This window comes from Ornithinimicrobium sp. (assembly GCF_035267225.1).
Classification (GTDB): domain Bacteria; phylum Actinomycetota; class Actinomycetes; order Actinomycetales; family Dermatophilaceae; genus Ornithinicoccus.
This window is the reverse complement of record NZ_DATFMA010000016.1, coordinates 1-26,921: the sequence shown is the minus strand read 5'-3', so window position 1 is coordinate 26,921 and position 26,921 is coordinate 1. Positions and strand designations below refer to the sequence as shown.

Below are 26,921 nucleotides of genomic sequence, written 5' to 3'. Positions count from 1 at the left end.
GAAGCAGCTGCACGACGACGCCGATCTCCTCTGCGCTCATCCGGGCCACGTAGCGGCCCTTCCTGCTGGTGAACGCGCGCGCCATCTACTCGTCCTTCTGGAACGTGGCCCACAGGCCGTACCCGTGCATGGCCTCGGTGTCGGCCTCCATCTTCTCCCGCGTCCCGGTGGAGACCACGGCCCGGCCCCGGTGGTGCACGTCCAGCATCAAGGCCTCCGCCTTGGCCCGGGAGTAGCCGAAGTGCGTCTGGAGCACCCAGGTGACGTAGGACATGAGGTTCACCGGGTCGTTCCAGACCAGCGTCACCCAGGGTCGGTCGTCGGCCGGTCTGTCGAGCAGGGCGACATCAGAGTCCTGCTGCGGACTCGAAGACGGCTCAGTCGGCGACAACGGCGCTGGAGGAGCGTCGGACACGGCGCCCACTCTAGGGTGCCTGCATGACTTCACCCAGCACGGCGCTGTTCACCGACCGCTACGAGCTGACGATGCTGCAGGCGGCGCTGGCCACGGGGGATGCCCATCGCCGCTGCGTGTTCGAGGCCTTCGCCCGCCGCCTGCCGAGCGGGAGGCGCTACGGCGTCGTGGCCGGGACCGGCCGGTTCCTCCAGGCTCTGGCCGACTTCCGCTTCACCTCGGCCGAGATCGACTTCCTCGCCGAGCAGGCGATCGTCGACGCGCAGACGCGAGACTTCCTCGCCGACTACCGGTTCACCGGGGACATCTGGGGCTACGCCGAGGGCGAGTGCTACTTCCCCGGCTCCCCGGTGCTGGTCGTGGAGTCGACTTTCGCCGAGGCCGTGGTGCTGGAGACGTTGGTGTTGTCCATCCTCAACCACGACTCCGCCGTCGCGTCGGCGGCGTCCCGGATGACGGCGGCGGCGGGCTCGCGGCCGTGCGTGGAGATGGGCTCGCGTCGCACGCACGAGGAGTCGGCCGTCGCCGCCGCCCGCGCTGCCTACATCGCGGGTTTCTCGGCCACGTCCAACCTCGAGGCGGCCCGCCGCCACCGCCTTCCCGCCGTCGGCACCTCGGCCCATGCGTTCACGCTGCTGCACGACGACGAAGGCGACGCCTTCGCCTCGCAGGTGGCCAGCCTGGGACCCTCGACCACCCTGCTGGTCGACACCTACGACATCGCCACCGGCGTCGAGCGCGCCGTCCGGGCGGCCGGCCCCGGGCTCGGCGCGGTGCGGCTGGACTCCGGGGACCTGCTCTCCGGGGCCGCCGACGTGCGAACGCAGCTGGACGAGCTCGGCGCGACGGAGACGCAGATCGTCGTCACCTCGGACCTCGACGAGTACGCGATCGCCGCACTGCAGTCCGCCCCCGTCGACTCCTACGGCGTGGGCACCCGGGTCGTCACCGGATCCGGAGCTCCCACCGCCGAGATGGTCTACAAGCTGGTCAGCCGGCAGAACGCCGACGGTGCGCTCGTGCCGGTGGCGAAGGCCAGCACCGACAAGAGGTCCGTCGGCGGTCGCAAGTACGCCCTGCGTCGTCGCAACAGCACGGGTGTGGCCCAGGAGGAGCTGGTCGGTATCGACCGCCGCCCGGAGGACGACGGTGACGACCGAGAGCTGATGGTTCCCCTGGTGCGGTCGGGATCGGTGGTCAGTGCCACGGACGCCGACACGGCCCGGGAGCGGCACGCCGCATCCCGGGCCGAGCTGCCCACCCGGGCCCTGCGCTTGTCCCAGGGCGACCCGGCGATCGAGACCACCTTTCTCGACCCCTGACCCGACCCCCAGCCACATCTGCCCACCTCGAGCCGCAAACTCGGCGCTGGAGGCCAACTTCGACGCTGGGGGTCTGGCACGGCAGGACGCGATCTACAGTGGAGCCATGACACGCGCCCTGGTGATCGTCGACGTCCAGCACGACTTCTGCGAGGGAGGCTCGATGGCCGTCGACGGCGGCATCGAGGTGGCCAGCCGAATCAGCGAGTATGTCGGGGCCCGCGGAGAGGAGTACGCCGCCGTGGTCGCCACCGCGGACTGGCACGTGGACCCAGGCGACCACTGGTCGAGCGAGCCGGACTTCGAGACCTCGTGGCCGGTGCACTGCGAGGTCGGCACCGACGGCGCCGAGTTCCGCCCCGAGCTGGCCCCGGCCCTCGAGGCGGTGCAGGCCGTCTTCCGCAAAGGGGAGTACATCGCCGCCTACAGCGGTTTCGAGGGCAGCACCGAGGTCGACGGGGAGCCGGTGCAGCTCGCGGCGTGGCTGCGTGACGCGGGGGTGGACGCGGTGGACGTGGTCGGCATCGCGACCGACCACTGTGTCCGGGCCACCGCGCTGGACTCGGCCAGGGAGGGTTTCGACACCCGTGTGTTGCTGGGGCTCACCGCGGGAGTTGCTCCCGATACCACCGCCGCCGCGCTCGAGCGCATGAGCGAGGAAGGCGTCACGCTCGTCGAGCCCGCTTCCTAACCGCATACCGCGCGCTCACCCCCCGGCGCCGGAGGTGAGCGGCCACCGCTAGGACTTGCGCACCACCTGAGTCTTGGCGGCCTTGTCGTTCAGCGACTGGTTCTTGGCGTCCCACAACGGCCAGAGCCCGTTGATCAACGGCACGAGACCAGCGATGTTGCCCAGGATCGGCACGACGCCCAGCAGCTGGGGCCCTTCCCAGACCAGGGCGCGCACGATGCTGGTGTTCCAGCTGAGGGGGCCGGGGTGCTCGCGCAGTCGGACCCGGAGTCCGAGCACGAGCTTGCCCGGTGTGGCCGCAGCGACCTTGAGGAAGACGGCTTCGTACACCAGGCTGAGCACTGCTGAGGCGAATCCCACCGTGGCCACCTGGGCCACGACCTCCTGCTGCAGGGAGGTGGCCTCGGCGGACTCCACTGACGCGGGATCGCTCAGGACGGAGAGCCACTGCTCGAAGGTGCTCATGAAGTCCGGTGAGAGGACGGGCAACATCGCGAACGTGGCGATGGTGATCAGGAGCCAGTCCACCACCCGGGCGAAGAAGCGCCGCCACCACCCTGAGACTCGCTGGCCGTCGGGTGTCGTCGGCCGCCCGTCCTGCTGCTGGTAGTCCGAGCCCGGCATCGGCTCGTACCCGTAGCCAGACGACCCGGCGCCGCCGTAGCCGCGTTGCCCTTGCTGGGCGTACCCACCACCGGCGTAGCTCTGCGGTGAGCCGTAGGAGCCGGCGGCGCCCTGGTCGGCCTGCGGGCGGTGTCGGGGACTGGTGTGTGTGGTCCACTGCGTACCGTCCCAGTAGCGCAACAGGTCACGCTCCATGGGGTCGTCGTACCACCCTGCCGGTTGACTCATGGGCTCAACTCTGTCACATGGTGACGCCGATGTACTTCGTCTCCTGGTATTCCTCGATTCCCTCTGCGCCGCCTTCGCGTCTCAGGCCCGACTGCTCGACGCCGCGTAGGGGCGCGTAGACGTTGCAGACGACGCCGTCGGGAAGACGCCGGCGCGGCGACCTCAGTCCAGGACCGGGTCCTCGCGAAGCTTCTCCTCCAGACGGATGACGTGCTGCACCGCGTTGATCAGCGCCAGGTGGGTGAACGCCTGAGGGAAGTTGCCCAGGTGCTCGCCACTGGAGGCATCGATCTCCTCGGCGTAGAGCTCCAGCGGCCCGGCGAGGGAGAGCAGCTTGCCGCACAGGCGCCGGGCACGCTTGAACTCACCGATCTCGCACAGCGCGGAAACCAGCCAGAACGAGCAGATGGTGAAGGTGCCCTCCTCGCCCTCGAAGCCGTCGTCCGTGTCGTCCACCTTGTACCGCAGCACCAGGCCGTCCACGGTGAGCTCGTCGGCGATCGCCAGCACCGTGGCGCGGATCCGCTCGTCGTCGGGGGGCAGGAAGCGCAGCAGGCAGGCCAGAAGGAGCGAGGCGTCCAAGGCGGAGGTGCCGTAGTACTGGGTGAAGACGCCCCGCTCGTCGACACCATTCTCGAGGATGTCGGCCTTGATCTCGTCGGCCTTGTCCTTCCACTCCTCAGCCCGGGCGTGCTCGCCGTACATGGTGGCCAGGTGGCATCCGCGGTCCACGGCCACCCAGCACATGATCTTGGAGGAGGTGAAGTGCTGGAGCTCGCCTCGCACCTCCCAGATCCCGGCGTCAGGGTCCTGCCAGTGCTTCAGCGCCTCCTCGACCTGGGTCTCCAGGATCGGCCACACGCGGTTGTCCAGCCGGTCGGCCGACTTGATGTGCAGGTAGACCGAGTCGAGCAACGCGCCCCACACGTCGTGCTGACGTTGGGAGTAGGCGGCGTTGCCGACCCGCACGGGCTTGGAGTGGGCATACCCCTGCAGATGGTCCAGCTCGTACTCGGTGAGCTCGCGCTCGCCGCCGATGCCGTACATGATCTGTAGGTTGGGGTCGTCGCTGGCCTGGTCGGCGATGAAGGAGAAGAAGTCCAGGGCCTCCCAGTCGAAGCCGAGTGAGTACAGCCCCCACAACGCGAACGTGGCGTCGCGGATCCAGGTGTACCGGTAGTCGTAGTTGCGTTCACCGCCGAGGGTCTCGGGCAGGGATGTCGTGCCCGCGGCGGCGATGGCGCCGGTGGGGGCGTAGGTGAGCCCCTTGAGCGTCAGGGCGCTGCGTTGCAGGTAGCTGCGCCAGGGGTGGTCCGGGAACTCGCCGCGGGCCAGCCAGTGCTGCCAGTGGTGGGCGGTCCAGACCTGCCGCTTGTAGGCGTCGTCGAAGTCCTTCGGAGGCGGCGCCCCGTTCCACGACAGCGCGACGAAGCGCGTGTCTCCCGCCTTGAGCAGGGTGCGGGACTCGGCCTGTCCGCCCTCGAAGCCGATCGCCATGTCGGAGGTCAGGGTGAGCTCAAGGTCGCTGCCCTCCTCGGCGGTGGCGACGGCCTGGTGGTAGTCCTCGCCGGTGTAGGTCCAGGTGATCGGGGCGCGGCCGTAGTCGAACACCGGCTCGCAGTCCATGATGACCTGCACCTCACCGGAGACGCAGCGCACGGTGCGCAGCAGGATGTGCTCGGCCTCATAGTCCGTCGGCGTGCGCACGTAGGTGTTCGAGCGGTCCTCGGTGTGGTGCCACGGGCCGATCAGCAACGCGTCCCGCACGATGATCCAGCCACTGTCGGTGCCCCAGCTCGTCTCCAGGATCATCGTCCCCGGCAGGTACCGGCGCGCCGTGGGCACCCGGACGTACGTGGGGCCGAGCCTGAAGGCCCCGGCGTGCCGGCCGAGAACGCGCCCGAAGATGCTGGGCGAGTCGAACCGCGGGACGCACATCCAGTCGATCGACCCGCCGGGAGAGACGAGCGCGAGCACCTCCCCGTCGCTCAAGAAGCCGTAGTCGCCGATCGGGACGTCCTGGTGGCCGGTATGCGGTCCGAGTTGCGCGGTGCTCTTCATGGCCAAACTATCGCGTGGACGCCCAGCGTCGGCAACCCCTCGGTGGCACTAGCATGACCGCGGACACCAGGGCCCTCCCTGGGCGGAACAAGAGCGAGGAGAGACGATGCGGATTGGCATTCTCACTGGTGGCGGTGATGTCCCGGGGTTGAACCCGTGCATCAAAGCCGTCGTCAACAGGGTCCATGAGGCCGGTCACGAGGTGGTCGGGATCCGCCGCGGCTGGGGTGGGCTGGCGACCACCGACCTCGACGACCCGTCCACGGTGGAGGCCAACTTCCTGCCGCTGGACCCGACCCGGGTGCGCACGGTGGACCGAAGCGGCGGCACGTTCCTGCACTCCTCGCGCACCAACCCCGGGCGGATGCCGACCAAGGACGTGCCGAGCTTCCTGGCGGACCAGGCGACCGGCGAGGGCCCGCACGACTTCACGGCTCATGCCTTGAAGGTGCTGGACCACGTCGGGATCGACGTGCTCATCCCCATCGGCGGGGACGACACGCTCTCCTACGGGCTGCGGATGCACAACGAGGGTGTGCCGACCATCGCCATCCCCAAGACGATGGACAACGACGTGCACGGCAGCGACTACTGCATCGGCTTCTCGACCGCGATCACGCGCGGGGTGCAGTTCATCCACAGCCTGCGGACCTCCACCGGCTCCCACGAGCGGATTGCGGTGGTCGAGCTGTTCGGGCGCTACAGCGGTGAGACCTCGCTCATCACGGCGTACCTGGCCGGGGTCGACCGGGCCCTGATCTCCGAGGTGCCGTTCGACATCGACCGGCTCAGCGAGCTGCTCGTGGCCGACAAGGGGCGCAACCCGAGCAAGTACGCCATGGCCACGATCTCCGAAGGGGCGACGGTCGCCGGAGGCGACATGATGCTCTCGGGCGAGGCGGACGCCTACGGACACCGCAAGCTCGGCGGGATCGGTCAGCTGACCGGGGAGCTGATCAAGGAGCGCACCGGCCAGGACATCGTCTACCAGCAGGTGGGGTACCTGATGCGCTCCGGCAGCCCGGACTCCCTCGACCTCATGGTGGCCACCAACTACGCGGTGATGGCGGCCGACCTCGCCCTGGAGGGCTCGACCGGCAAGATGGTCGCGCTGCGCGACGGCACCTACCGGGCGGTGCCCATCTCCATCACGGGCGAGGGCGAGAAGCGGGTCGACATCGACGAGCTCTATGACGCCGAGAACTACCGGCCCAAGGTGCGGCACGTGCACGGCATGCCGATGTTCCTCTACTGACCCCCTTCCCCCGCACCCCCAGCCACCTTCAATGACTGCGAGCCCCGAGTTCGGCGCCGGAGGTCACAGAAGAGGCTGGGGGTCGGGGAGACCGTTCTCCCAGAGGGATCAGCGTCGACCGACGAGCCAGCGGCGCACCTGGTCGATGCGCTGCTGCACCTGGGAGGCGTCCGCGGTAGCCAGGTCGGGCCCCCCGCACCGGCGCCTCAGCTCCGCGTGAATGACGGCGTGCGGCTGGCCGGACTTGCGGGCGTGGCCCGAGACGAGCTGGTTGAGCTCACGCCGCTGGGCCGCGAGCGCACGGTGGGCGCTCACCTGTGCGGCCGCCGCCTCCCCGCCGCCGGAACGTGCCTGCTTGCGCTGACGCTCGCGCAGGAGACCGGCCACCTGGTCGGGCTCCAACAGCCCCGGCAGCCCGAGGTAGTCCTGCTCGTCCTCGCTGCCCGGCAGGGCCCCCAGCCCGAACTGCTCGGCGTCGAAGAGCACATGGTCGAACTGGGCGTCGGACTCCAGCGCCTGATAGGCCGGTCGGTCCTGGAGCGTTCTCTCGCCCGCCTGCGCGTCGGCGAGCAGCTGCTCCTCCGGGGCCCAGACCTCCTCGGTCTGCTCCTGGGAGCGGGGGAGGTTCAACGCGTGGTCCCGTTCTTTCTCCATGCTTCCGGCGTGCTCGAGGACCACCGGCACCCGCGGCAGGAACACCGAGGCCGTCTCGCCCCGTCGGCGGGCGCGCACCAAGCGCCCGACCGCTTGGGCGAAGAACAGGGACGTGGAGGTTGACGTGGCGTAGACGCCGACGCAAAGACGGGGGACGTCGACGCCCTCGGAGACCATCCGCACCGCGACCATCCACCGGGTCTGCGCTTCGGCGAACTGCTGGATGCGGGCGGAGGCGCCGGCATCGTCGGAGAGCACGACGCTGACCGATTCACCGCAGATGTTCTCCAGCTGGGCTGCGTAGGCGCGCGCCGTCGCCTGGTCGCCGGCGATGACCAGCCCTCCGGCATCCGGAACGTGCTTGCGCACCTCGTGCAGCCGAGTGTCGGCGGCGCGCAGCACGGCGGGGATCCACTCCCCCTCCGGTTGGAGCGCCGTGCGCCACGCCTGCGCGCTCACGTCTCGGGTCGCGTCTTCGCCGAGACGGATGCTGACCTCGTCACCGGCCCGCGTGCGCCAGCGCATCGCCCCGCCGTAGGCGAGGAACAGCACCGGGCGCACCACGCCGTCGCGCAGCCCGTCGCCGTAGCCGTAGCTGTAGTCCGCTCGCGAGCGCAGCACCCCGTGCTCGTCCATCTCGTAGCGCACGAACGGGATGGCCGCGGTGTCGGAACGGAACGGCGTGCCGGTCAGCGCGAGGCGACGGGTCGCCGGGTCGAACGCCTCGCGCACGGCCTCCCCCCAGGACAAGGCGTCTCCGCCGTGATGCACCTCGTCGAGGATCACCAGTGTCGGCGCCGCCTCGGTGCGCGCTCGATGCAGCTGGGGCTTGCTGGCCACGGCGGCGTACGTCACCGCGACACCGTGGAACTGAGCGCCGTGTCGGCCTTGAGCGTTGCTGAAGCGGGGGTCGATGTCGATCCCCACCCTGGCCGCGGCGTCCGCCCACTGGGTGCGCAGGTGCTCGGTCGGCGTGACGACCGTGACGCGCTCGACCTCACCGCGCGCCAGCAGCTCGGTGGCGACCCGCAGAGCGAACGTCGTCTTGCCCGCACCCGGCGTGGCCACCGCGAGGAAGTCGCGCGGCGCCTGCTCGAGGTAGGTCTGCAGAGCCTCGGCCTGCCACGCGCGCAGCTTCTCGGCGGTGCCCCACGCGGCTCGCTTCGGGTAGGACGGCGACAGGTGCGAAGCGGCCGAGATGCTCATCGCGAAGCAATATAGGCAATCTCCTGCCCCGACATGCCCGGACCGCCGACGTATGGCCTCGGGGGCAGGGCCGTGTTATCGGAGCCGCCGAGGGCACGGGGCCAGGTCGAGCAGGCCTAGGAGCCACCGTCCTGTGGGTCGCGAAGGCCCTCGTAGATCTCCTTGCAGGTGGGGCACACGGGGAACTTCTTGGGGTCGCGGCCCGGGACCCAGATCTTTCCGCACAGGGCGGTGACGGGCTCGCCCGACAGGGCGCTCTCCATGATCTTCTCCTTGCGCACGTAGTGCGCAAAGCGCTCGTGGTCGCCGGGCTCACTGAGCGCAGGCTGGGTGCTGGTGTCCTCACGCTCCAGCAGCGCGGTCCGGGTGTCCGGTGAGCCGGGGGCCTCGGGGGCGTCCAAGGGCTGGCTCATCACGTGCGTGGGTGCCGTCATGGCAGGTGATTCTACGACCCGCGGCGCCGGGTTCGTCAGTTGTGCTCCGGGTGATCGGTGTAGGTCGTCAGCCACGACACGGGGTTCCGCTGCCGCGCCAGCACGGCGTGCCACATCTCCGAGGTGTCCCGCCAGAACGGGTCGTCGGGTTCGGCGTCGACGACCTGCCACGCCCCGTCCTCGATCTCACCGTCCAGCTGGCCCGCCGTCCACCCGGCGTACCCCACGTAGACCCGCATCGCGTCGACCTGAGGCATCACGACCTCGACCGGAGCGTCCAGGTCGACCAGGCCTACCCCTCCTCCAAGCACGTTCACCCCGACCGTGGACTCGACCGGGTGGCCGAGGGGGATCCGTACGAGTCCGATCGCGCTGTTCAAGCCCACCGGACCACCCTGATAGAGCCGTCGCGGAGCGCTGACGTGGTCGTGCCACTGCGGCAACACCGCGTCGACGCGGGCCTCCATCGGCTTGTTCAGCACCACGCCCTGCGTGCCGTCCTCGTCGTGGTGCAGCACCAACACCACGGCGCGGTCGAAGAAGTCGGACAGCTCGGGCGTGGCGACCAGCACGGCCCCCGTGAGTGTCCGCCGGCTGCTCATGACGTCGACTCGGTCGGGAGGCGGTCTCCGCCGGTACGGAACCGTCGCGCCACTGCCACGCCGATCACGATACCGATGCCGTCGGCCACGGTGTCCCAGACGTCGGCCTCACGCTGACGGGTGAGCAGGCCCTGCAGCGGCTCGCTGACGAGGGCGTGCAGCACCAGCAGCGTGACCACCCACCGCAGCCGCAGGGCCACGGCCAGGGCCACCGGGACAGCGAACAAGGCAACATGGACGAGCTTGTCGACGTGCCCGGGGTTGGGCCCCTGGCCCGGTGCGTACAGATACAGGGCCCACACCTGGCACGCCGCGAGCGCGACGAGCACGAGGTAGCCGCCGCGACGACGCCACGGGCTCGCGTCGAGGCCCTCAGGTGGAGCCGGCACCGGCGGCGTCGCGCTTCTTGGCGGCCTCACGCACAGCGGTGGCTACCGCCTTGGTGACCCGGGGGTTGAACACGCTGGGCACGATGTAGGTGGGGTTGCGCTCCTCGTCGCTGACCACGTCGGACAGCGCCCACGCGGCGGCGAGCATCATGTCGTCGGTCACCTGGTCGGTGGCCGCATCGATCAGCCCTCGGAAGACCCCGGGGAAGACGAGCACGTTGTTGATCTGGTTCGCGAAGTCGCTGCGACCGGTCGCGACCACCGTGGCGTGCTGGCTCGCCTCGGAGGGCTCAACCTCGGGCACCGGGTTGGCCATCGCGAAGACGATGGCGCCCTCGGCCATGGTGGCGATGTCGTCGCCGGTGAGGATGCCCCCGGCCGAGACGCCGATGAACACGTCGGCCCCCGCGAGCGCCGACTTCAGGTCGCCGCTGAGCCGGTCACGGTTGGTGTGCTCGGCGATCCACGCCAGGTTCTCGTCGTCACCGGGGCGGATGTCGTCCCGGTCCGGATGGACCAGGCCGTCGACGTCCGCGACGACCACATCCCCGGCCCCGGCCTTGATGAGCAGCCGGATGATCGCCGTGCCCGCCGCCCCGGCGCCGGACATCACGATGCGGACGTCCTCGATTTTCTTGCCGACCACGCGCAGGGCGTTGTTGAGTGCACCCAGGCAGACGATCGCGGTGCCGTGCTGGTCATCGTGGAACACGGGGATGTCCAGCTCCCCTCGCAGCCGCTGCTCGATCTCGAAGCAGCGGGGCGCCGAGATGTCCTCCAGGTTGATCCCGGCGAACCCCGGCGAGATGGCCTTCACGATGCTCACGATCTCGTCCGTGTCGGTGGTGTCCAGGCAGATGGGGAAGGCGTCGATGTCGGCGAACTTCTTGAACAGCGCGGCCTTGCCCTCCATGACGGGCATCGCGGCCAGCGGCCCGATGTTGCCCAGCCCCAGGACCGCCGTGCCGTCGGTGACGACCGCCACGGTGTTGCGCTTGATCGTCAACCGGCGGGCATCCTCGGGGTTCTCGGCGATGGCCTGGCAGATCTTGGCCACCCCGGGGGTGTAGACCAGCGACAGGTCGTCGCGGTTGCGGATCGGCAGCTTCGACTCGACGCTGAGCTTGCCGCCGAGGTGGACCAGGAAGGTGCGGTCGCTGACCTTACCGAGCTCTACGCCCTGGACCTCCCGCATGGCCGCGACGACGTCGGCGGCGTGCTCGTCCCCGTGGGTGGCGATCGTGAGGTCGGCGCGCAGGCGCTGCGTGCCGGAGTCGGCGATATCGACCGCCGTCACCATGCCTCCGGCCTGCTCGACTGCGCCGGTGAGCTCGCTGACGGCGGTGACTCGAGCCGGGAGCTCCAGCCGCACGGTGATCGAGTTGGAGATCGACGGCACGGGGCTCATGGGGGTCATTGTGGCCCATGCCGGGGGCGACGGGTGGGAATGCGCGCGAAACGGCGCGGGTTCACGCCAGCATGAGCACTGTAGAGCTGACCGAACAGACCTTCGAGTCAACCCTGAGCGAGCAGGACATCGTGCTGGTGGACTGGTGGGCCGACTGGTGCGGGCCGTGCAAGCAGTTCGCGCCCGTGTACGAGGACGTCTCCGAGCAGCACGCCGACGTGACCTTCGGCAAGATCGACACCGAGGCCGAGCGAGGCTTGGCCGCCAGTGCCAACATCAGCTCCATCCCCACGATCATGGCCTTCCGTGAGGGCATCCTCGTCTTCGCCCAGCCGGGCGCGCTCCCCAAGCCCGCGCTGGAGTCCTTGGTGACGCAGGTCAAGGCGTTGGACATGGACGACGTACGGGCCAAGCTGTCCGAGCAGGAGCAGGCGGCTGCGGGTGATCGAAGCACCGCGTGAGTCGTGACCGCACTTGGCTGGTCGCACTGGCAGCGTGCCTCTGGGGGTCGTCCGCGCTTCTGCGTGAACCCCTAGCAGGGGCGGTCGACGCCTCCACCATCGTGCTCTACGAGCATCTGGTCATCCTGCTGGCCCTGACTCCGTGGTTGCTGCCCGCCCTGCGCACGTGGGCCGCCGCTCCGCCGCGGGTACGCGTATCCGCGATGGTGATCGGCGCAGGGTCCTCGGCGCTCGCGACGACCCTGTTCACGGCGGCGTTCGCCTTCGGCGACCCGATCACCCCACAGGTGCTGCAGAAGCTTCAGCCACTCGTCGCACTCGTGTTGGCTGCGGCCTTGCTCGGCGAGCGGCTGCGGCCTCGCTTCGCCCTCTTCGCTGTGCCTGCGTTGGCGGGCGCCTGGCTGCTGAGTTTCGAGGACCCTCTGGCCGTCACGGTCTCAGACCTGACGCCAGCGGCTCTGGCCCTCGGCGCGGCGACCCTCTGGGCCGCCGGCACCGTGCTCGGTCGTCTGGTCGGCAGTGAGATTGGGCCGCGTGACACGCTCGTGCTGAGGTTCGCGTTCGGCCTTCCCGCGGCCGCTGCAATCGTCAGCGTGCTCGGAGCGCAGTGGACGATGCCGGTCGAACAGGCGCCGTCGCTCGTCGCGCTGGCCCTGATCCCGGGGTTGCTCGCGTTGGGCCTGTACTACCTGGGGCTGGAGCGCACGGCGGCCTCGCGGGCGACACTCGCCGAGCTGATGTTTCCCGTGACCGCCGCGATCGTCGGCGTGACCCTGCTCGACGCCACCTTGACACCGAGCCGCTGGCTGGGACTCACGGTGGTCGTGGTCTCGATCACTGCGTTGGCGCTACACGAGAACCGGACCCACACACCCTCGGTGCGGGTGGCCCCTGCCAACGTCGGTAGCCGCGCGAAGGTGTCCTCCTAGCGTTCCGCCGCCGAAGCGGTGGCTGGAGGGTCAGCCGTCCCGCAACCACCCGTGCACGCGGTCGATGGTGCGGCTGGCCGTGTCGTCGTGTCGCCGATCCGAGCGGTTGCGTACCCGTTGCGCCACTGAAGAGGGCGAGTGGCCGAACATTCCGGTGAACAGGCGGTGGAAGTGGCTGGGGTTGTCGAAGCCCCACCGAGTCGCGACGAAGGAGATCGAGCAGGGCTGGTCGAGCCGGTCGGTCAGTTCCTCGTAGCAGCGCTGGAGTCGCCGCTCACGGATAAAGGCATACACTCCGCCCTCGTTCTCGAATAGCCGGTAGATCGACGAGCGGGAGCAGTGAAAGGCTCGTCGCAGGTCGGCGACTCCCAGGTGAGACTCTTCGAGGTGGTCGTCGAGGTACTGCTTCATGGCCGCTGTCATCGCCGCGCCGGTAGCCTCGAAAGGAGCAGGCGCCAGCGCTCCGGCGAGAGTCTCGACCAGTGCCGCGGCAAGTGTCGGCCCCTGCGAAAGAGCAGCCTGTGGAAGTTGGGCCCATACGTGTTCGACCATGGCGACGAGGGCCGGGCACTCGTGCGATGAGTTCGACCAGATGCTCACCGGCGGGGTCGTCACCCCACTGCCGACAGCCTCGAGGCGCCGGCGTGGCACCGAGACCCAGCGCAGTTCCGAGCCGTCCGTGCGCAGGTCGAAGGGCTGGCGCAGGTCGAGCACGAGAACCTCCCCGGCCCCGATACCCACCGCGGCCGGCCCTACCTCGCCATACAGGCGCCCGGCTCGGCAGACGAGCATGCTGACCCAGTCAGTGCTGCCCTCATCCGCGTGTTCTACAGAGCGGCGCAGCGTGAGCGCACCGGTCGAGGTCGTGCTCACGATCACGTCGTCGACCATGAAGTCGATGACCCGGGCGTGGAACTGGTGCACGGGACCCCGCGGCTTGGTGTCGAAGATCGGAGCGCCGGCCCGGCGGAAGACCTCGAACTGCTCCTCGCCGGGCATGTCGGGCTCGTCGAAGACGATGCTGGCGATGGTGTGGCTCCCCCCGGTCATGAGTACCACGTTAGCCCGGTGTCTCAGCAGTCACATCTGGGACGCTCGTGCCACGGCCGCCGTGGGGTCCGTGCTTCGCTGTCTCACGCAGGGGAGGTTGTCGACGGGGAGGACGCAGCACTGATGGACGTATTGATCGTGGGAGCCGGGGTAGCCGGGTTGACGTTGGCCGGCAAGCTGCTGCAGCAGGGCCGTTCCGTGGTCCTGGTCGAGCAGGCCGAAGCGTTCGACGAGGCCGGCTACTCGCTGGGGATCTATCCACTCGGCAGCGGGGTGCTCCACGGCCTCGGGGCCTACGAGGAGCTGCTCGAGCGGGGTGAGGTCGCGAAGACATACTCCGTCGTGGATGCGCACGGTGACCTGCTGCAGGATGTCGACCTCTCCTCGTTCACCGGCGAGATCGGGCCGATGGTCCTGATCACTCGCACGGACCTCGTTGCGATCCTTCTGCGCGCCGCGGAGGGCGCCGACCTGAGGATGGGCACGACCGTCACCGCGATTGACCACAGCGACGCGCAGAGGGTGACGGCGACGTTCAGTGACGGGTCCTCAGGTGACTTCGACGTGCTCGTGGCCTGCGATGGTTTGCGCTCGCGAACGCGGGAGCTGGTCTTCGGGGAGGAGCCTGACGCCTTCGACACCGGCTGGCTGCTGTGGGCGTGGTGGGCGCCGATGCCGCACTGGGACCGAGCCGTGAACCTCGAGTCTTGGGGGACCGGCCGTTTCTTCGGGTTCTACCCCACCACGGACCGGGTGATGTGTTGCGTGGGGATGCCAGTCGAGAGCTTCAGCGCGGCGTCGCAGGATCTGGTGGTGGCCAAGGCGTTCCTGCGCGATGAGTTCGCCTCGTTCATCGCCTCCGACGACCGGGTCGGCACGGCGATCGACGACGCCGAGCGGTTCTTCGAGTGGCCGATGACCGACGCACGGGCCCAGGAGTGGGTCAAAGGGCGCGTGGTGCTGTGCGGGGACTCGGCCGTCGGGTTCATGCCCACCGCCGGGGCCGGGGCCAATACCGCGATGCACTGTGCCGGCTCCCTGGCCGACGAACTGTCCAAGGTCAACGGTGACATCGTTCCGCTGGGGTTGAAGCTGTACGAGAAGCGCTGCCGCGCCATCGTGGAGAAGAACCAGAAGGACTCGCGCAAGCTCTCCCGGTACATCTTCGTCGATGGCCGGGCCAAAGCGTGGGGACGCGACCGAGTGATGAAGCATTACCCGATGGCGAAAATGATCGACGATATCGTCGATGCGATGCACACGCCGTTCTGAGTATGGCGGCTGGGAATCATTGAGCTGGGGGAACGTTTGTGACGCGTAATCATGTCTTTTCGGGGCTTCGCGAGCGTCTAGCGGCGCGCTTGAGCAAGGTCATCGGCAACCCGGCGATCGAGCGCAAGGAGCTGGCGGCCTTCGACATCGTCGTGGGTCGCCGTGAGGTGCTCCACGGCACCGGCTTGGCCGCGGTGACGGCACTGGTCGCGGCCGGAACCCCGCCGACGATGTGGGGCCGGCAGGACCCCGAGCTGGCCGTGGCACCCGCCGAGGTCGGCCTGACCCAGGCCGAGCAGGCCTCAGTCACCGCCGCCGTGGGCCTGTCGGTGGGCTCGGAGACCTTCCAGGACACCGTCTACGCCCAGCAGGTCGTCTCCGCCGAGGCGGTCAACACCCACGCCGTGGTGGAGGGCGCCCGCGGTCAGCTGCGGCTGCAGTCCGACCTGACCTCCGAGGACCCGGAGGAGTCGGCTTTCCTGGACACCGACTACCACTTCGGGCCGCCCGAGCTCATCCAGCTGGAGCAGGTCAGCGGTGGGTGGGAGCTGGTGCACTACTACCACCCGTGGGGAGCCCGCAGCGACGGAGCGAGGACGGACGGTCTGGAGCGAGCCGTGGTCATCCCGGTAGGCACCTTGGTCAGCCCCACGAAGGTGCTCACGATCACCGGAACCTACACCAACCGATTCGTGGCCGGTTCTGGTGCGCAAAACTCGCAGATCGCTTACTTGGCCTTCGTCGAGGATGCCGGCATCGAGAACTTCAAGGGGGGTCTGGTCTGCGTCGGGACGGGAGTCGTGGCGGTGGAGCCGCCCTACAGCGCGACAGGGACCTACCCCGTTAAGTGGGAGATCGTCTCGATCACGGACATCATGGGTGACAACACCGCTGACGTTGGACCGTACAACTTCTGCGACAAGTATACGGCCGCCGCATTCAATTCGGCTGCTTCTTACGAGCCTGTTCAGGCGACCGAGCACATCATCTTGAACTACACGTCCACCAACGATGGTTTCCTGTCGAACTGGGTGCTCTGCCTCGTCGACACGGGCGAGCCCGGCCGGGTCGAGCTGCTGTCTTTCGGGCTGGCCGACCCAGCCCTTGGGCCCGGGGTGAAGCCCGCAGACCCTCTGAGTATCGGATGGCGCCTGGTGCACATGGACTGGGACCCGACCGAGCCGGGAGGCGACGGCTACTACCTGCCTCAGTCGGTCATGCTAGCGACGACCTTCCAGGACTCAGACAGTAAGCCCTACATCGCCTCACAAGTGTATGTCCCGGACAACGCAGACACATCGAGCGGCGAAGGAGTCTACGACTCCTTCACTGTGCGGCAAGCCGTCTTTCTGCGCACAGCGAATCAGGACAGTCCAGAAGTCTCATACGTTGTGGTCGGCTCTGAGGTAGCCGCATTCGATTTCTCGACGGTACACGATGTGCATACGCTTTTCTCCATACAGGTCGACGTGTGGGAACCCGGACTGATTCACGTCTCCATGGCGCGCTTCGACAGCGCGACTGTGGCAGTTTTCGCTATTTTCCCCGACTCAGCCGAAGCCACACGTCCCTTCTACCGGATCCTGGGGCTGTGCCCCATGGTGATGCCGGATGCGGCTGGGGTGGGTGTGCTGACGACCCTGGAGGGTGGTGTGAGCAAGTTCGGGGGGTTTCGGTTCGTGGCCTCGGACGAAGACGGCAACGTCTTCGTGCTGCGCCAACAGCGCCTGCGAGGCACGGGCGTTGCATACCCTCCACCCGTCTATGGACAGTACGATGCGAACGGGAGTCCGCGCACGGACTGGAACTCCACTGGATACGACCCCATCCCAACTGGTACCGCAAATGCGTCGATCCTCAACCAGCTCAGAAGCTACGTCGACTCCATCGAAGCCGCTCCCCCCAACAATGTCCCGTACAACCTGCTCCTGAGCACGCTGGTGGCGTTCGGCACGACAACCACGGCGACGTCGCCCAGCACGAACACCACCCAAGGCACCTGGTTGGGGAGCGAGTTCAAGGCGGCCTATGCGCTGTCGAGGTTCGGGTACGACTCCGAGCACGTGGTGGTCAAAGCCGCCCAGGACGGCGTCTCGGGCGACTTCGCCTCGTACACGATGTTCTGCAACCCGTTGACGAAGGTCTGGCACCAGCGGTTGATCGCCCAACAGGTGCTCCCGCAGCCGCCGGGACTGAACGAGACCGGGGATCACTTCCAGGCCACGGTCACCCCGATCAACGCGTACGGACACCCGGTGACGGTGACCGGCAACCCGGACTACGCGATCGAGGTCCGCGCCGATGTGCCGACGCAGGTGATCGACGAGACACACAACCTGTACTACGACGTCAACCAGTACTCTTCCTTCACCGGAAGGCCAGACCAGGTGGCTGGCAACCTTGTCTTGCTGGTGAAGGCCGAGGCCTTCGCCCAAGCGTTGTACCTGCGGCCGGTGTTCACCAGTGGTCTGCAGCCCTCGGGCACGGACGCGTCGTTGCTGAAATCGGTGGCGGAGACCACGTTCCCGTGGATGTCGGTCAACATCTCGGCACAGGCGCAGCAGCGGATGGGCAATCCTGTGCCTGCAGACCAGGCCGGTTCCACCCTGCCGGACACCACCACCTACGTCTCGACGGACGTCCTGACCGCGAGCAACACGAGCACACCGTGGGACTTCAAGGGTGGGTACAACCCGTCTTCGAGCAACCTCGGTGACGTGGCGAGCTACATGAACACCTCGGGTCAGAACATGCTCTCGGTGGCCGCGCAGACCACGGGCACGTACGCCGACGGCACCCCCGTGAACCCGTTGAGCGGGCTCAACGCCGTGCCCAGCGGTTCCCTCACCATCGGCACCACCACCTTCGGTTACAGCAACGGCACCGTCACCCACAGCACCTCGGCACCGTCGTCTTCTCCGGCGGCCCTGGGCGGGATCTGGTCCGGGGTCAGTCACGCGTTGCACGACGCGCTGCACTGGCTCCGGCATATCGAGGGGGCGGTCTACAAGGACCTGGCCAACGGTGCGGTAGCGGTCGCCATCGCCACCGAGAACATCACCGCGACCGTGTCGGCAGACATCATGAAGCAGGTCAACGGCATCGACCAGGCCCTGGAGCAGGTGGTCTCCACCATCGAGGAGTACGCCAACATCGTGCTCAACGTGCTGGTCACGATCGTGGAAGACAGCTGGTTCTACCAGATGATCGAGCTGCTGATCGCGCTGATCTCGCTGTTCATCTACATCGAGGACGTGCTCAAGCTGAGCTCGAGCCTGCAGAAGCAGTTCGAGACCGTGCTGACCAACGGCTCGATTCCGACCACCCCGAGCGTGTCCACGTCGACACTCGCGGAGCAGTTCCTCGGCACCGGCAACGACACCCAGGCGGCCCTGGGCGGCCTGGACACCTCGGACGTGGCCACCACCATCGAGCAGGGACTGTCCGACCTCGTCCGCGCGAACCCGTTCACCAAGAAGATCCTGAACAAAGTCATGTCCGAGGTCTCCCAGCTGCTCTCCGGGGCGGTCTCGGACCTGCCGTTGACGTTCCAGCTGGACAGCACCACCGCGCTGCAGTCTCTGGTGAACGACTTCGAGGACCTCACCGAGGACCTCATCGAGGGCTTCGAAGAGATGACCGAGGACGTCGCCACCGACCTGGTCACCGACGTGGCCCAATACCTGGAGAACCCGAAACAGGCCTACGAGCAGCTGCCGAAGAACCTGGCGGCACTGACCGAGCAGATCGCCGCCGACGCCCTGGACCCCCTGTTCACCTTCGCGGACTCCCTCGGAGCCACGCTGCCCGACGTCGCCCAGGACGTGCTGGACCAGAGCGGGTACATCACGATGAAGATCCCCGGCCTGGCCGACCTTTGCAAGCTGTTCGGCATCGGTGACACCTCCGGCAACGACCTGAGGCTGAGCGCCAAGGACGCCCTCTTCTTCCCCCTGGCCACGATGATCTGGGTCACCGTCTACATGCAGGACGGCAAGAGCATCAACAGCGTCAGCGACCTCGGTGCCGACAGCTCCACCCAGGGGACCCAGGCCTTGGGTAGCGGCGCCCCGGGGGCGTTCGGCACCAGCCTGTCACCGCGGGCACTTGGCTCCCGTGCCTCGAACCAGGCCATGCCGGCGCAGGTGGGCGGCACGGACGAACGGTGGCAGCGCGCCAGCATCATCGTGGACCTGTTGGTCGGCAACATCGGAGGGCTCGTCTGGGCCGGCACCGCAGGTGAGGACGCGAGCAAGAGCCCAGTTCAGACCGCGACGGCGGTGGGCGCCTGGTTCAACGCGATCAGCTGGGTCGACGACACCGCGCACACCTTCTCGTTCCCCAGCCAGATCGACCCGGCCGACGCCATTCTACTGGTGGCCCGTACCACGATGGCCTTGGCGGACGTCTTCCTCACGGTGCCAGGAGCAGGCCGGGACACCGGCGCGGGCTGGCCCACTGACCCCACACCCACCGACGTGACGGAGTCCATCAACGCGGTCTTGGAGCTCCTGTCGCTGATCTACGACACCGACCAGGTCGCCTCGGGCTCGCCCAACGGGTGGGACATCACCTCCATTGTGGGCTACGACGTCTACGGCCTGCAGATCCTGACCCAGTTCCTGGACAACATCTTCGATCTGGAGAGCGCCTACGAGTACATCTTGCCCATCGTGCTGATCTCGCCCGACTTTCTCGCCTTGCCGCTGCTCGCCTTGGGGAAGGGCACGGAGGCTACCGAACCCCCCGACGAGGGAGAACCCGAAGAACCCGGGACTCCGAGCAACCCGAGCAACCCGAGCAACCCGAGCAACCCAAACTAACGCGGCAACAACGCCGCGCACTCGACCGCGAGCAACGACGCGTCTGGCGCCAACAGAATGCAGAGCAGCTGGCGGTAGGTGGAATCGGGCCCTCTGAGGCGCACGCGCTGCATGAAGGTCTGTTCGGATACGGCCCCGGCCCGGACAGGAAACCACCCGAAGGCCCGGAGAAGCAGCAACCACCACCCGAAGGCCCGGAGAAGCCACCCCAAAGCGTCCCCCCACACCCTCCCGAGGAGTGAGTTAGAATGGCCGTCCCCCCAAATTTCGACATGCGCTTACCACCGTCGGGCCCGACATTCGAGGGCACGGCCGACGGACAAACCTTCGTTTGGGATCAGACCCTGCAGAAGTGGAATATCGCGCTCGACCCCGGAAACATCACTGAATTCGACTTCATCATTCGGGACCGCGCGGATTTGGTCGATGCAGTCGGCACGCCGGTCGCCGGTGAGTTCATCCTTGTCGATGGATCCTATTTTTGGGGTGACGATGTGTTGCTGGACCCGGGCGAAACCGTGGCCGCCGACGCCGTGACGGTGTTCATGATGGGCGGCGGTCCCGTCGGGAGCCTAGACCGTGGATTTCGGGGCAACGGAGCCGCGAGCGACCCCGCGTTTGATATCCGCAACGGCGCAAACGTGCGGCTGCTGAACATGCGGATCGCTGGCGCCGCAATCGCTCAGCATGGCGTCGCCGTCGCCGGCGCGACGCTAGACGCTGACTGGTGTGCATTCCCCACGACAGCCGGCGGATCGCAGCCGGGGCTACTGCTGGGCGCCACGTCCGTTGGCCGTATCTCACGCACCACCATTGGCGGTGCAAACGAGGGGGTGGAAATCACGGGGGGGGCAAAGCATCTGTTTCGCGACTGCACCATTACCTCTGGATCGGCAGGTAACGGCCTGACCGCCAACGTGGGAGCAACCGTCACCCGGCTGCAGTTCGATGGGTGCTTTTTCCGCGGCAGTGCGAGCGGCTCGCCCCCGGTCGTGTTGGAGACGGCTCCAGACCTGGACGTATTTTTCAATGGTTGCGAATGGGAGAGCAACGCCGCTAACACGCCGTGTTTACTCGCGCGCGGCATAGGTAGCCTGGTAGTCGACGGTGGGTTTATGAGCTGCAGCGCCGCTCCGGTAGGAGACGGCCTATCACTCGCGACTGACCCGATGCAGGGGGGCGTCCAAGTCATCGGACTGCACGGCCATGCGCTCGACGACCTGGTGGTGGCCTCCGTCAATTTCGACTGCCGACGCGCGGTGATTATGGGATGCGATACGGCAACCGACGTTACCGTGGGTATTGACTGGCAAGCCCCCGTCCCCACTAACGGCGGACTGCTGATTGTGGGTAACAATTTCGACACCACCACCCCGCTGCAGGGAATCACGGCTGCAACCGCGAACGTGAACCTCAAAGCGTGCTCGGACCGCAACGGGCTGATGACTGAAACTGCGATCGTCCCATGATCATTTTCGGTGCAACACTGCCAGAATCCGACAGTTCGCCGAATTGGACGCGTTTTCGTGCTGCTATTATAGCTCCGCGTAAGGCCTCCTCGAGCTCGAGGGAGCTCGACAATGGTGTGTTTCACCGTTTCTTTTGGGGCCGCGCGTGAACTACCGCCAACAACGGATCAGGGTCGCCAAAGTCAAGTACAGGCGCAACACGCGGGAGCACGCGCATGCCTCGAAGCGGAATGCAGTGGCCGCCCGATTCTGCATCCGCGCAGACCAGGTGCAGCAAGACGCGCTCCGCCTGGGCTGGTTCGTGCCGTACACTGCCGTGGCATCAGTCGGCCCTGGCGTGGCAAGACGCGTGCCCTATGTGTTTCCTGGGGATGACGACTTTGGGGGGCGCGCGTGAATTACCGCCAATGCATCGTCGAACTAGACGGCTACGCACGCCAGTGCGCGGCGTGGCTCGACGAGCAACCGGATGTTTCAGACGTGGGAGAGCTGCTCATCGGAAACCCGCTCGACGTCCTAGACCGCGCGCAGGAGCTGGCAGCAACCTATGACATGCATCAGCTGGACGCCTACCGGGCTGCCCAGCGAATGATGGACGGGCAGACCAGCGCGACCGCATTCGACATGGGGCTACTGTTCTCCGGGCTGATCGCAAGGCACCGGGCGCAGCCGGAGCAACCCCCCCTGATGGATCCCATCCCTCCACCCCCGGACCCCACCCGCCCATGGTGAACCGCTATGCTGCCGCCATTCTACTTTCGTGCTCGGCGTGCTCTGGCCCGGGCTTCAGCGCCGCAACGACTGATGGGCCGCGGCCAAGCTCGGCCGACGCACCGCAAGCGGACGCTGCGCCTAGTGCCAGTGATCAGACGATACGAGACGCCGGAGCCTCTGACTTGCCCGACCGCTCGGCACCAGCTGTGGAGCCGCTACCCGAGCAACTGCCCGATGACGACCCACCCGCTCTTTCCGGCAATGACGCAGGGCATACTACTCAACCCACGCCACCAGAATGCTTGGAGCCCTACGCTCGAACGTGCTGTCAGCGGGGAGGCCTGGAACTAACATGCGCAACCTTGTCAGCCGGCTGCAGGTGTTCTGGGACACAACTCAACTTCCCGACGCTTCAATCCTTGTGCGGGACCGCTCCGGCATTGCCGTACGCGTGGACGTGCCGGCGCCCGATGTAGTCAAGCGCGGTATCCACGTCGTTCGCAGCGTCGCGACGCCCCTGGCCTACGAGCGTCCGAAGAAACGCTAGCTACGTGTGAGCTTCAGGGTGAAGTGAAACTTGGTACACGCCGAGCACCGAACATCGTTGCCAGCACGGCATAGCTGTCCCCCGCACGCGTTGCAAAACAGGTCCAGCTGACCATAACCCACGCGAGCACGTGCCCCCCGCCTCTCCCGCTCGGTTTCCTTGTCCGTCAAAAAAGCCGCCAGCTGCGTCGGGTGCCGCAAAAACGACTCCCACCGGCGGTGCTGCGCCGACTCGATTTGGCGCAGCACCGTGATCGGCTTGGGCGGAATTCTTAGGTGGCGTACCATCTGACCCAAGCGGCCTGGCACCGCTCCGAAATCGCGCGCACCTCATGGCCCAGAAATTCGGCTTGTGCCGACCGAAGACGCTCCGCAGACTCCGGGCCTCCCTGCGAGTAGTGTAGGCCCCGCTCCGGCGTCCAAAGCATGTACACGGCGTGGGCCGACAGGGCGACGCCGACAACACCGTCGCCCATCTCGCGCAATACGTACGTACGTTGAACCGCTACGCGTTCTTCACGTGGCGCTTTTGCTTCGCTTGTCTGTTCTTGCTGTTCTTGCTGTTCGGTTTCCATTCAACTTGCCTTTCATCAGTCGAGCAACCTTCAGGCGCCGGCGCCGGCGCCCAATTGGGTTGCGAGCGTATTGTCCACCTGATCAATTCTCTTCGGCCACCTCCTCCCCCTTGTTGGCCCCTGCCGATGCAGGGGGATCCCCGGTCGCATCAAATACCAGAGTCGCGACACCTCCCGGCTCAACCGGAGGCGAATCAGCTATCGGAAGCCCATCCGCAAAAATCTCGGCAGGAACGGGCCCCCGTGAGAGTATTTCCTCTCCGCACACTCGGAACGACGTCAGCTGCACGCCGCCTGCGCAGTCGGGCACGAACATCCGACTTGGATAGAAATCAAACTCGCCTCCGTTAATGAACGCCATGCAAAGCGAGCCGCCGCGCCACAACGCTGACTGAATGACGTCGTGCCGCAGGCGGTAGGTTCTGCCGTCGGAATCGGGCACTCTGAGAAATCCTAGGAGCGCTACGCTAAACAACCTAGCCATGCGGCCGCCGGATTAGGTGAACCATCACTACCTCGTCTTGCTGCAGCGTCGGGAAGTTGAACTGGGGGCGCACCGGCTGAGAAAACATCTCAGCTGGAATGGTCACGCTGCTTACCACGAAGCTGTTGGCCACGATTTCGCTCACGTTCCATCCGCGCGCTACGTCGCCAGGAATGAACATGCTTTGAGGCAGAAAGGGCGACGGTTTGCGGTTTCCGATTGCCACCGTGCAGTGGGAGATTCCGCGGGCCAACTCGACGTCAGTCAAAAAGTCAGAGCGGCCAGAGGAAACGTGCGTACCGCCATATTTCCTACCCCCATCCTCGGACATGCGGACCCCCTCTAGCGTTATGGTGACCAAAGGGGGGCGTGGTGGGTCGACCGGATCCTCTGGCGAGCGGCGGGGTCGCATCAGCCAGTGGGCTAAGAGGTACCCGAGCAAGCCTGTCGAAAATCCGATACCCAATTGCATTAATAGGTCTGCCATCATGCACCTCCTTGTCTTGCGTACAGCACAAACGGTTTGCCCGGGGACACTGGTACATCCAAGGGCATCAAATGTGCGTAGTGGGCGAACATCGCAGCGCTCACGTAATACCGCGATCCGGGTAGGAGTATTTCCACCCCTGGGCTGCTGACCAGTATTAGTTGCTCAACCACAATCGTGACCTTGTCGCTTGGACAAACCGCGATTCTGGTGGGGTCGCCGCGTCCGATAGAATACTTTCCAAGTGGAAGATAGAAGGACGCACCGAATTTATTTTTCGTGCCTAACACGCAGCCCTTCAACGCTCCCGAAAGTTCGGCAGCTGCAGGTGGCTGCGGCTTGCGCTTGCGCAGGGTCTGGTCATACGGATTAAGCCACTCGCCGCAACGAGTGAGCAACCGTGACCCTGTCCGCAGAACAGCAGCAATAGGACGCAGGAGATACTTAGACAGCATCGTCATGCTCCTTTGCGAGGGCCAGGAAAAACCCGTGCAGCCTGAGCGCGCACTGTCCGCACAAGTAGTAGCGGGCCCCGGGGGCTGCTGGCTCGCTCACGGTGCCCGGTGGATGACAATGCCATTCTTCGACAGTCACCCCGACGTCGATCAGGTCGTTGCACGTTGAGCAGTGCATGCCGCATGCGCTGGGCGACGGAGCCACCGCTGTCCGTGGCCGTGTCATTGCCTGACTTCCTTCCAAGGTTGATCCGTGGGCTCGGTCAACTCGGCCACAATTGTCTGTTCTCGCATCACGAAACAGCGCACTGCATGCATCGCGTGCGGCCAAAACGGAGTCGCTCGCCCGCAGCCGCAGACCACCGTATAGAGTTGACCGTGCGTGCGGTCCGCGTACGCGAGCGGATGCAGCACTCGCAGCTCCGGGCTATCGCCGCATCGGCATTGCACGGTGTCGAGGCGTTTGGGTTTTGCGGGAGTCAGCCCGCGTAGGTCTATGCCTGTCATTTGGTACCACCCTTCAGATAGGTCCCCCGGAGACCCCTCGCTTAACGACAAGCGCGGCAAAGCGCGCGCCGTAAGGGCCCCCGGGAGTTAATCGTATGTCGTTAAGCGAACGAGAAAAATAGCGCGAAACGGCTGATAGCGCAAGACTTGGCGTTCCAAGCGCGCAGTGGGTCACCTAGGACCCCTGCTAAAGTGTTGCCTGCGCGGGTGCTCCCGGGCGATTGTTGACTCGTGCGCAGTGTCCAAATAGGCCGCTGTCCGGCGAAAAGCAGACAAAACCCGCGCCGGACAGTGGGAGGCGAAAGCTCTCAAATGGGTGGTACCTCACAGGAGGGCTTTCACTCGTGAGAGTGCCCACTCGCGGTGTTCGTGTCCAGTTCGGGGACGACTTAACGGGTCGCGAGGTGCCCCTTGGCAATTCGCAAACTTTCCGTCCCCTCGATGAAAACCGCACCAAAACACCTGAATCCAAATCGCAGGCTGCGCTCCGGGCGCTGCTGGCCTGGCGGCTGAGACCCCATCAAAGGGCTCGCATAGGCCAGTGTCGCACTGTGCGCACTGCACCCACGGTCCAACTTGTCGGCCGAAATTCTTTTGATGGTTCGAAAAGACTCATTCTGAAGGGCCTTGCGACGTGTGGATCGGTGCACTCGTGCCCCCAATGCGCCGCTCCAATCCTCCGCACGCGGGCGCATGAGCTGACCGAAGCGCTCGAAAATTGGGGCCGCGAACGGGTCGCTATTTGCACGTTTACTTTGCGCCACCACCACGGGATCCCGCTTGTGGTGCTGCGCACTCTGCTGAGCCGCGCCTTCGGCGAAATTTTCGCCGGCAAAGCCGGGCAGAAGCTGCGCGCCGAGCTGGGCGTTGCGGGTCACGTCCGCAGCGCGGAGCAGACCTACGGCGATAACGGCTGGCATCCGCACTTGCACGTGCTGCTGTTTTTCGACGCGCCCCTAGCAGACGACACCCGTCTGAGTGAGCAGCTGTTTGCGCGATGGACTACGGTCGTTACCAACGTATTTGACCGGCTGGTGTCAGCCGCCAAGGCGGGCATCAAGCTCGCGACTGAGACCGATCCAGAGGCTGCCGCAGAAGCGTTGAGCAAGGTCTCGCGCTTGCTGGGGTCTAGATTTTCGCGCCCAACCGGTGGCCGTCTGGCGGCCGTCGCTGGCAGTGTGCCGGACGCCTGCAGGTTCTTTTTGCGGGGCCTATCGTGCGGGCTGACTGCGCTGCTTCCGCAGGAGGGGCCGGGCGTACATGCCGAGGTCGTCCGCGACGATGCCAAGGCTGCACAGTACCTCGCAAAAATGGGGCTAGAGCTAAACGGCATCCTCAGCAAAGACGGCAAGCCCGGACACTACACGCCCTGGCAGCTAGCCAACTTGGCGGCAAACGGTGAACAGTGGGCTCAGGCTCTATGGCGTGAGCACTCGGCTGCAATGATGGGCGCTAATCAACTCACTTGGAGCCCCGGGTTTCGAGCGCGCGCCGGCCTAGAGCCTGAGCGCCCGGATTGCGACGTAGCCGACGACACTCAGCAGCCAGGCGACGTGGATGTGGTGCTCGCTGATATCGATGGCGAGCGCTGGGATGTGGCGGCCCGACGCTGGCGGCAGCGGCTGAGCGCGCGGCTGTATCAGCAGTTTGACGCCGGGCGCATGCGTGAGACGGAGCGCAGCTATCAGCTAGACCCCTACGAGCACAAGCAACGCGCCAAGTCTGCGGGGTCTCGCGCTTGGCTCGATGAATGCGACGATTTGCGAGTCTCGCCGAGCAATCACGGCACTCGCTACGGCAGCAAGCCGGACGATGTTAGCACGCAGATGCAGAGGGCGTTCCGCACGGAGCGCCGGCGCA

Annotated in this window: 20 protein-coding genes; 10 read left to right on the top strand and 10 right to left on the bottom strand. The window is 66.5% G+C overall.

Going from position 1 to position 26,921, the window contains the following annotated elements; all coding sequences use genetic code 11:
- Positions 1 to 85: 85 nt before the first annotated feature.
- Positions 86 to 340 carry an ATP-dependent Clp protease adapter ClpS gene (clpS, locus tag VJ976_RS00985; RefSeq protein ID WP_324098026.1) on the bottom strand — a complete coding sequence of 85 codons (255 nt, stop codon included), beginning with the start codon at positions 338 to 340 and terminating at the stop codon, positions 86 to 88.
- Positions 341 to 438: 98 nt separating this feature from the next.
- On the opposite strand from clpS, the gene VJ976_RS00980 reads away from it, so the two are divergent.
- Positions 439 to 1,737, top strand: a complete 1,299-nt coding sequence (locus tag VJ976_RS00980; RefSeq protein ID WP_324098022.1) for a nicotinate phosphoribosyltransferase — start codon at positions 439 to 441, stop codon at positions 1,735 to 1,737.
- Between the two features lie 106 nt (positions 1,738 to 1,843).
- Positions 1,844 to 2,428, top strand: coding sequence for an isochorismatase family protein (locus tag VJ976_RS00975; protein WP_324098020.1), 585 nt, complete (start codon positions 1,844 to 1,846; stop codon positions 2,426 to 2,428).
- 48 nt (positions 2,429 to 2,476) lie between these two features.
- On the opposite strand, the gene VJ976_RS00970 is transcribed toward VJ976_RS00975, so the two are convergent.
- Both VJ976_RS00970 and VJ976_RS00965 read right to left on the bottom strand, forming a co-directional pair.
- A complete protein-coding gene (locus VJ976_RS00970; RefSeq protein WP_324098018.1) occupies positions 2,477 to 3,280 on the bottom strand; it encodes an RDD family protein in 804 nt (267 codons plus the stop codon).
- 162 nt (positions 3,281 to 3,442) lie between these two features.
- Positions 3,443 to 5,341: a glycoside hydrolase family 15 protein gene (locus tag VJ976_RS00965; protein ID WP_324098016.1), complete on the bottom strand. Its 1,899-nt coding sequence runs from the start codon at positions 5,339 to 5,341 to the stop codon at positions 3,443 to 3,445.
- Between the two features lie 106 nt (positions 5,342 to 5,447).
- Here VJ976_RS00965 and VJ976_RS00960 point away from each other — a divergent pair, with 106 nt between their 5' ends.
- Complete coding sequence (locus tag VJ976_RS00960) at positions 5,448 to 6,596, top strand: 6-phosphofructokinase (RefSeq protein ID WP_324098014.1); 1,149 nt, start codon at positions 5,448 to 5,450, stop codon at positions 6,594 to 6,596.
- 108 nt (positions 6,597 to 6,704) lie between these two features.
- On the opposite strand, the gene VJ976_RS00955 is transcribed toward VJ976_RS00960, so the two are convergent.
- The 5 genes from VJ976_RS00955 to VJ976_RS00935 form a co-directional block, all read right to left on the bottom strand.
- Positions 6,705 to 8,456 (bottom strand): DEAD/DEAH box helicase, encoded by a 1,752-nt coding sequence (locus tag VJ976_RS00955; RefSeq protein WP_324098012.1) that lies wholly within the window; start codon positions 8,454 to 8,456, stop codon positions 6,705 to 6,707.
- Positions 8,457 to 8,572: 116 nt separating this feature from the next.
- The gene (locus VJ976_RS00950; RefSeq protein WP_324098024.1) at positions 8,573 to 8,869 is read right to left on the bottom strand and encodes a DUF3039 domain-containing protein; all 297 of its coding nucleotides are present in this window, start codon (positions 8,867 to 8,869) and stop codon (positions 8,573 to 8,575) included.
- Positions 8,870 to 8,925: 56 nt separating this feature from the next.
- Positions 8,926 to 9,492 (bottom strand): YqgE/AlgH family protein, encoded by a 567-nt coding sequence (locus VJ976_RS00945; protein WP_324098010.1) that lies wholly within the window; start codon positions 9,490 to 9,492, stop codon positions 8,926 to 8,928.
- Positions 9,489 to 9,881 carry a VanZ family protein gene (locus VJ976_RS00940; RefSeq protein ID WP_324098008.1) on the bottom strand — a complete coding sequence of 131 codons (393 nt, stop codon included), beginning with the start codon at positions 9,879 to 9,881 and terminating at the stop codon, positions 9,489 to 9,491. The genes VJ976_RS00945 and VJ976_RS00940 overlap by 4 nt, the downstream gene beginning before the upstream one ends.
- A complete protein-coding gene (locus tag VJ976_RS00935; protein ID WP_324098006.1) occupies positions 9,865 to 11,289 on the bottom strand; it encodes an NAD-dependent malic enzyme in 1,425 nt (474 codons plus the stop codon). Before VJ976_RS00935 ends, VJ976_RS00940 begins: the two co-directional genes overlap by 17 nt.
- Positions 11,290 to 11,360: 71 nt before the next feature.
- Here VJ976_RS00935 and trxA point away from each other — a divergent pair, with 71 nt between their 5' ends.
- Both trxA and VJ976_RS00925 read left to right on the top strand, forming a co-directional pair.
- Positions 11,361 to 11,750: a thioredoxin gene (trxA, locus tag VJ976_RS00930; protein ID WP_324098004.1), complete on the top strand. Its 390-nt coding sequence runs from the start codon at positions 11,361 to 11,363 to the stop codon at positions 11,748 to 11,750.
- Positions 11,747 to 12,679 (top strand): DMT family transporter, encoded by a 933-nt coding sequence (locus VJ976_RS00925; protein WP_324098002.1) that lies wholly within the window; start codon positions 11,747 to 11,749, stop codon positions 12,677 to 12,679. Before trxA ends, VJ976_RS00925 begins: the two co-directional genes overlap by 4 nt.
- Before the next feature lie 30 nt (positions 12,680 to 12,709).
- On the opposite strand, the gene VJ976_RS00920 is transcribed toward VJ976_RS00925, so the two are convergent.
- Positions 12,710 to 13,729, bottom strand: coding sequence for a helix-turn-helix domain-containing protein (locus tag VJ976_RS00920; protein ID WP_324098000.1), 1,020 nt, complete (start codon positions 13,727 to 13,729; stop codon positions 12,710 to 12,712).
- A gap of 123 nt (positions 13,730 to 13,852) precedes the next feature.
- Here VJ976_RS00920 and VJ976_RS00915 point away from each other — a divergent pair, with 123 nt between their 5' ends.
- The 4 genes from VJ976_RS00915 to VJ976_RS00900 all read left to right on the top strand — a co-directional run bounded on the left by VJ976_RS00915 (position 13,853) and on the right by VJ976_RS00900 (position 22,025).
- Positions 13,853 to 15,001, top strand: coding sequence for an NAD(P)/FAD-dependent oxidoreductase (locus VJ976_RS00915; RefSeq protein WP_324097998.1), 1,149 nt, complete (start codon positions 13,853 to 13,855; stop codon positions 14,999 to 15,001).
- 89 nt (positions 15,002 to 15,090) lie between these two features.
- A complete protein-coding gene (locus tag VJ976_RS00910) occupies positions 15,091 to 19,824 on the top strand; it encodes a hypothetical protein (RefSeq protein WP_324097996.1) in 4,734 nt (1,577 codons plus the stop codon).
- Positions 19,825 to 20,072: 248 nt separating this feature from the next.
- Complete coding sequence (locus VJ976_RS00905; RefSeq protein ID WP_324097994.1) at positions 20,073 to 21,293, top strand: hypothetical protein; 1,221 nt, start codon at positions 20,073 to 20,075, stop codon at positions 21,291 to 21,293.
- Positions 21,294 to 21,686: 393 nt separating this feature from the next.
- Positions 21,687 to 22,025 (top strand): hypothetical protein, encoded by a 339-nt coding sequence (locus VJ976_RS00900; protein ID WP_324097992.1) that lies wholly within the window; start codon positions 21,687 to 21,689, stop codon positions 22,023 to 22,025.
- A 1,579-nt stretch (positions 22,026 to 23,604) separates the two neighbouring features.
- Here the strand turns inward: VJ976_RS00900 and VJ976_RS00895 are convergent.
- On the bottom strand, positions 23,605 to 23,943 hold the full coding sequence (locus VJ976_RS00895) for a hypothetical protein (protein WP_324097990.1): 339 nt from the start codon (positions 23,941 to 23,943) through the stop codon (positions 23,605 to 23,607).
- Between the two features lie 1,903 nt (positions 23,944 to 25,846).
- On the opposite strand from VJ976_RS00895, the gene VJ976_RS00890 reads away from it, so the two are divergent.
- Positions 25,847 to 26,921, top strand: a 1,075-nt coding sequence (locus VJ976_RS00890) for a hypothetical protein (RefSeq protein WP_324097988.1), incomplete at its 3' end; no start/stop codon positions are given.

Coding starts and splice junctions, on each gene's coding strand:
- VJ976_RS00905 (WP_324097994.1), top strand. CDS start 20,073: ATGGCCGTCCCCCCAAATTTCGACATGCGCTTACCACCGTCGGGCCCG.
- trxA (WP_324098004.1), top strand. CDS start 11,361: ATGAGCACTGTAGAGCTGACCGAACAGACCTTCGAGTCAACCCTGAGC.
- VJ976_RS00970 (WP_324098018.1), bottom strand. CDS start 3,280: ATGAGTCAACCGGCAGGGTGGTACGACGACCCCATGGAGCGTGACCTG.
- VJ976_RS00895 (WP_324097990.1), bottom strand. CDS start 23,943: ATGTCCGAGGATGGGGGTAGGAAATATGGCGGTACGCACGTTTCCTCT.
- VJ976_RS00960 (WP_324098014.1), top strand. CDS start 5,448: ATGCGGATTGGCATTCTCACTGGTGGCGGTGATGTCCCGGGGTTGAAC.
- VJ976_RS00975 (WP_324098020.1), top strand. CDS start 1,844: ATGACACGCGCCCTGGTGATCGTCGACGTCCAGCACGACTTCTGCGAG.
- VJ976_RS00955 (WP_324098012.1), bottom strand. CDS start 8,456: ATGAGCATCTCGGCCGCTTCGCACCTGTCGCCGTCCTACCCGAAGCGA.
- VJ976_RS00950 (WP_324098024.1), bottom strand. CDS start 8,869: ATGAGCCAGCCCTTGGACGCCCCCGAGGCCCCCGGCTCACCGGACACC.
- VJ976_RS00945 (WP_324098010.1), bottom strand. CDS start 9,492: ATGAGCAGCCGGCGGACACTCACGGGGGCCGTGCTGGTCGCCACGCCC.
- VJ976_RS00935 (WP_324098006.1), bottom strand. CDS start 11,289: ATGAGCCCCGTGCCGTCGATCTCCAACTCGATCACCGTGCGGCTGGAG.
- VJ976_RS00920 (WP_324098000.1), bottom strand. CDS start 13,729: ATGACCGGGGGGAGCCACACCATCGCCAGCATCGTCTTCGACGAGCCC.
- VJ976_RS00965 (WP_324098016.1), bottom strand. CDS start 5,341: ATGAAGAGCACCGCGCAACTCGGACCGCATACCGGCCACCAGGACGTC.
- VJ976_RS00915 (WP_324097998.1), top strand. CDS start 13,853: ATGGACGTATTGATCGTGGGAGCCGGGGTAGCCGGGTTGACGTTGGCC.
- VJ976_RS00980 (WP_324098022.1), top strand. CDS start 439: ATGACTTCACCCAGCACGGCGCTGTTCACCGACCGCTACGAGCTGACG.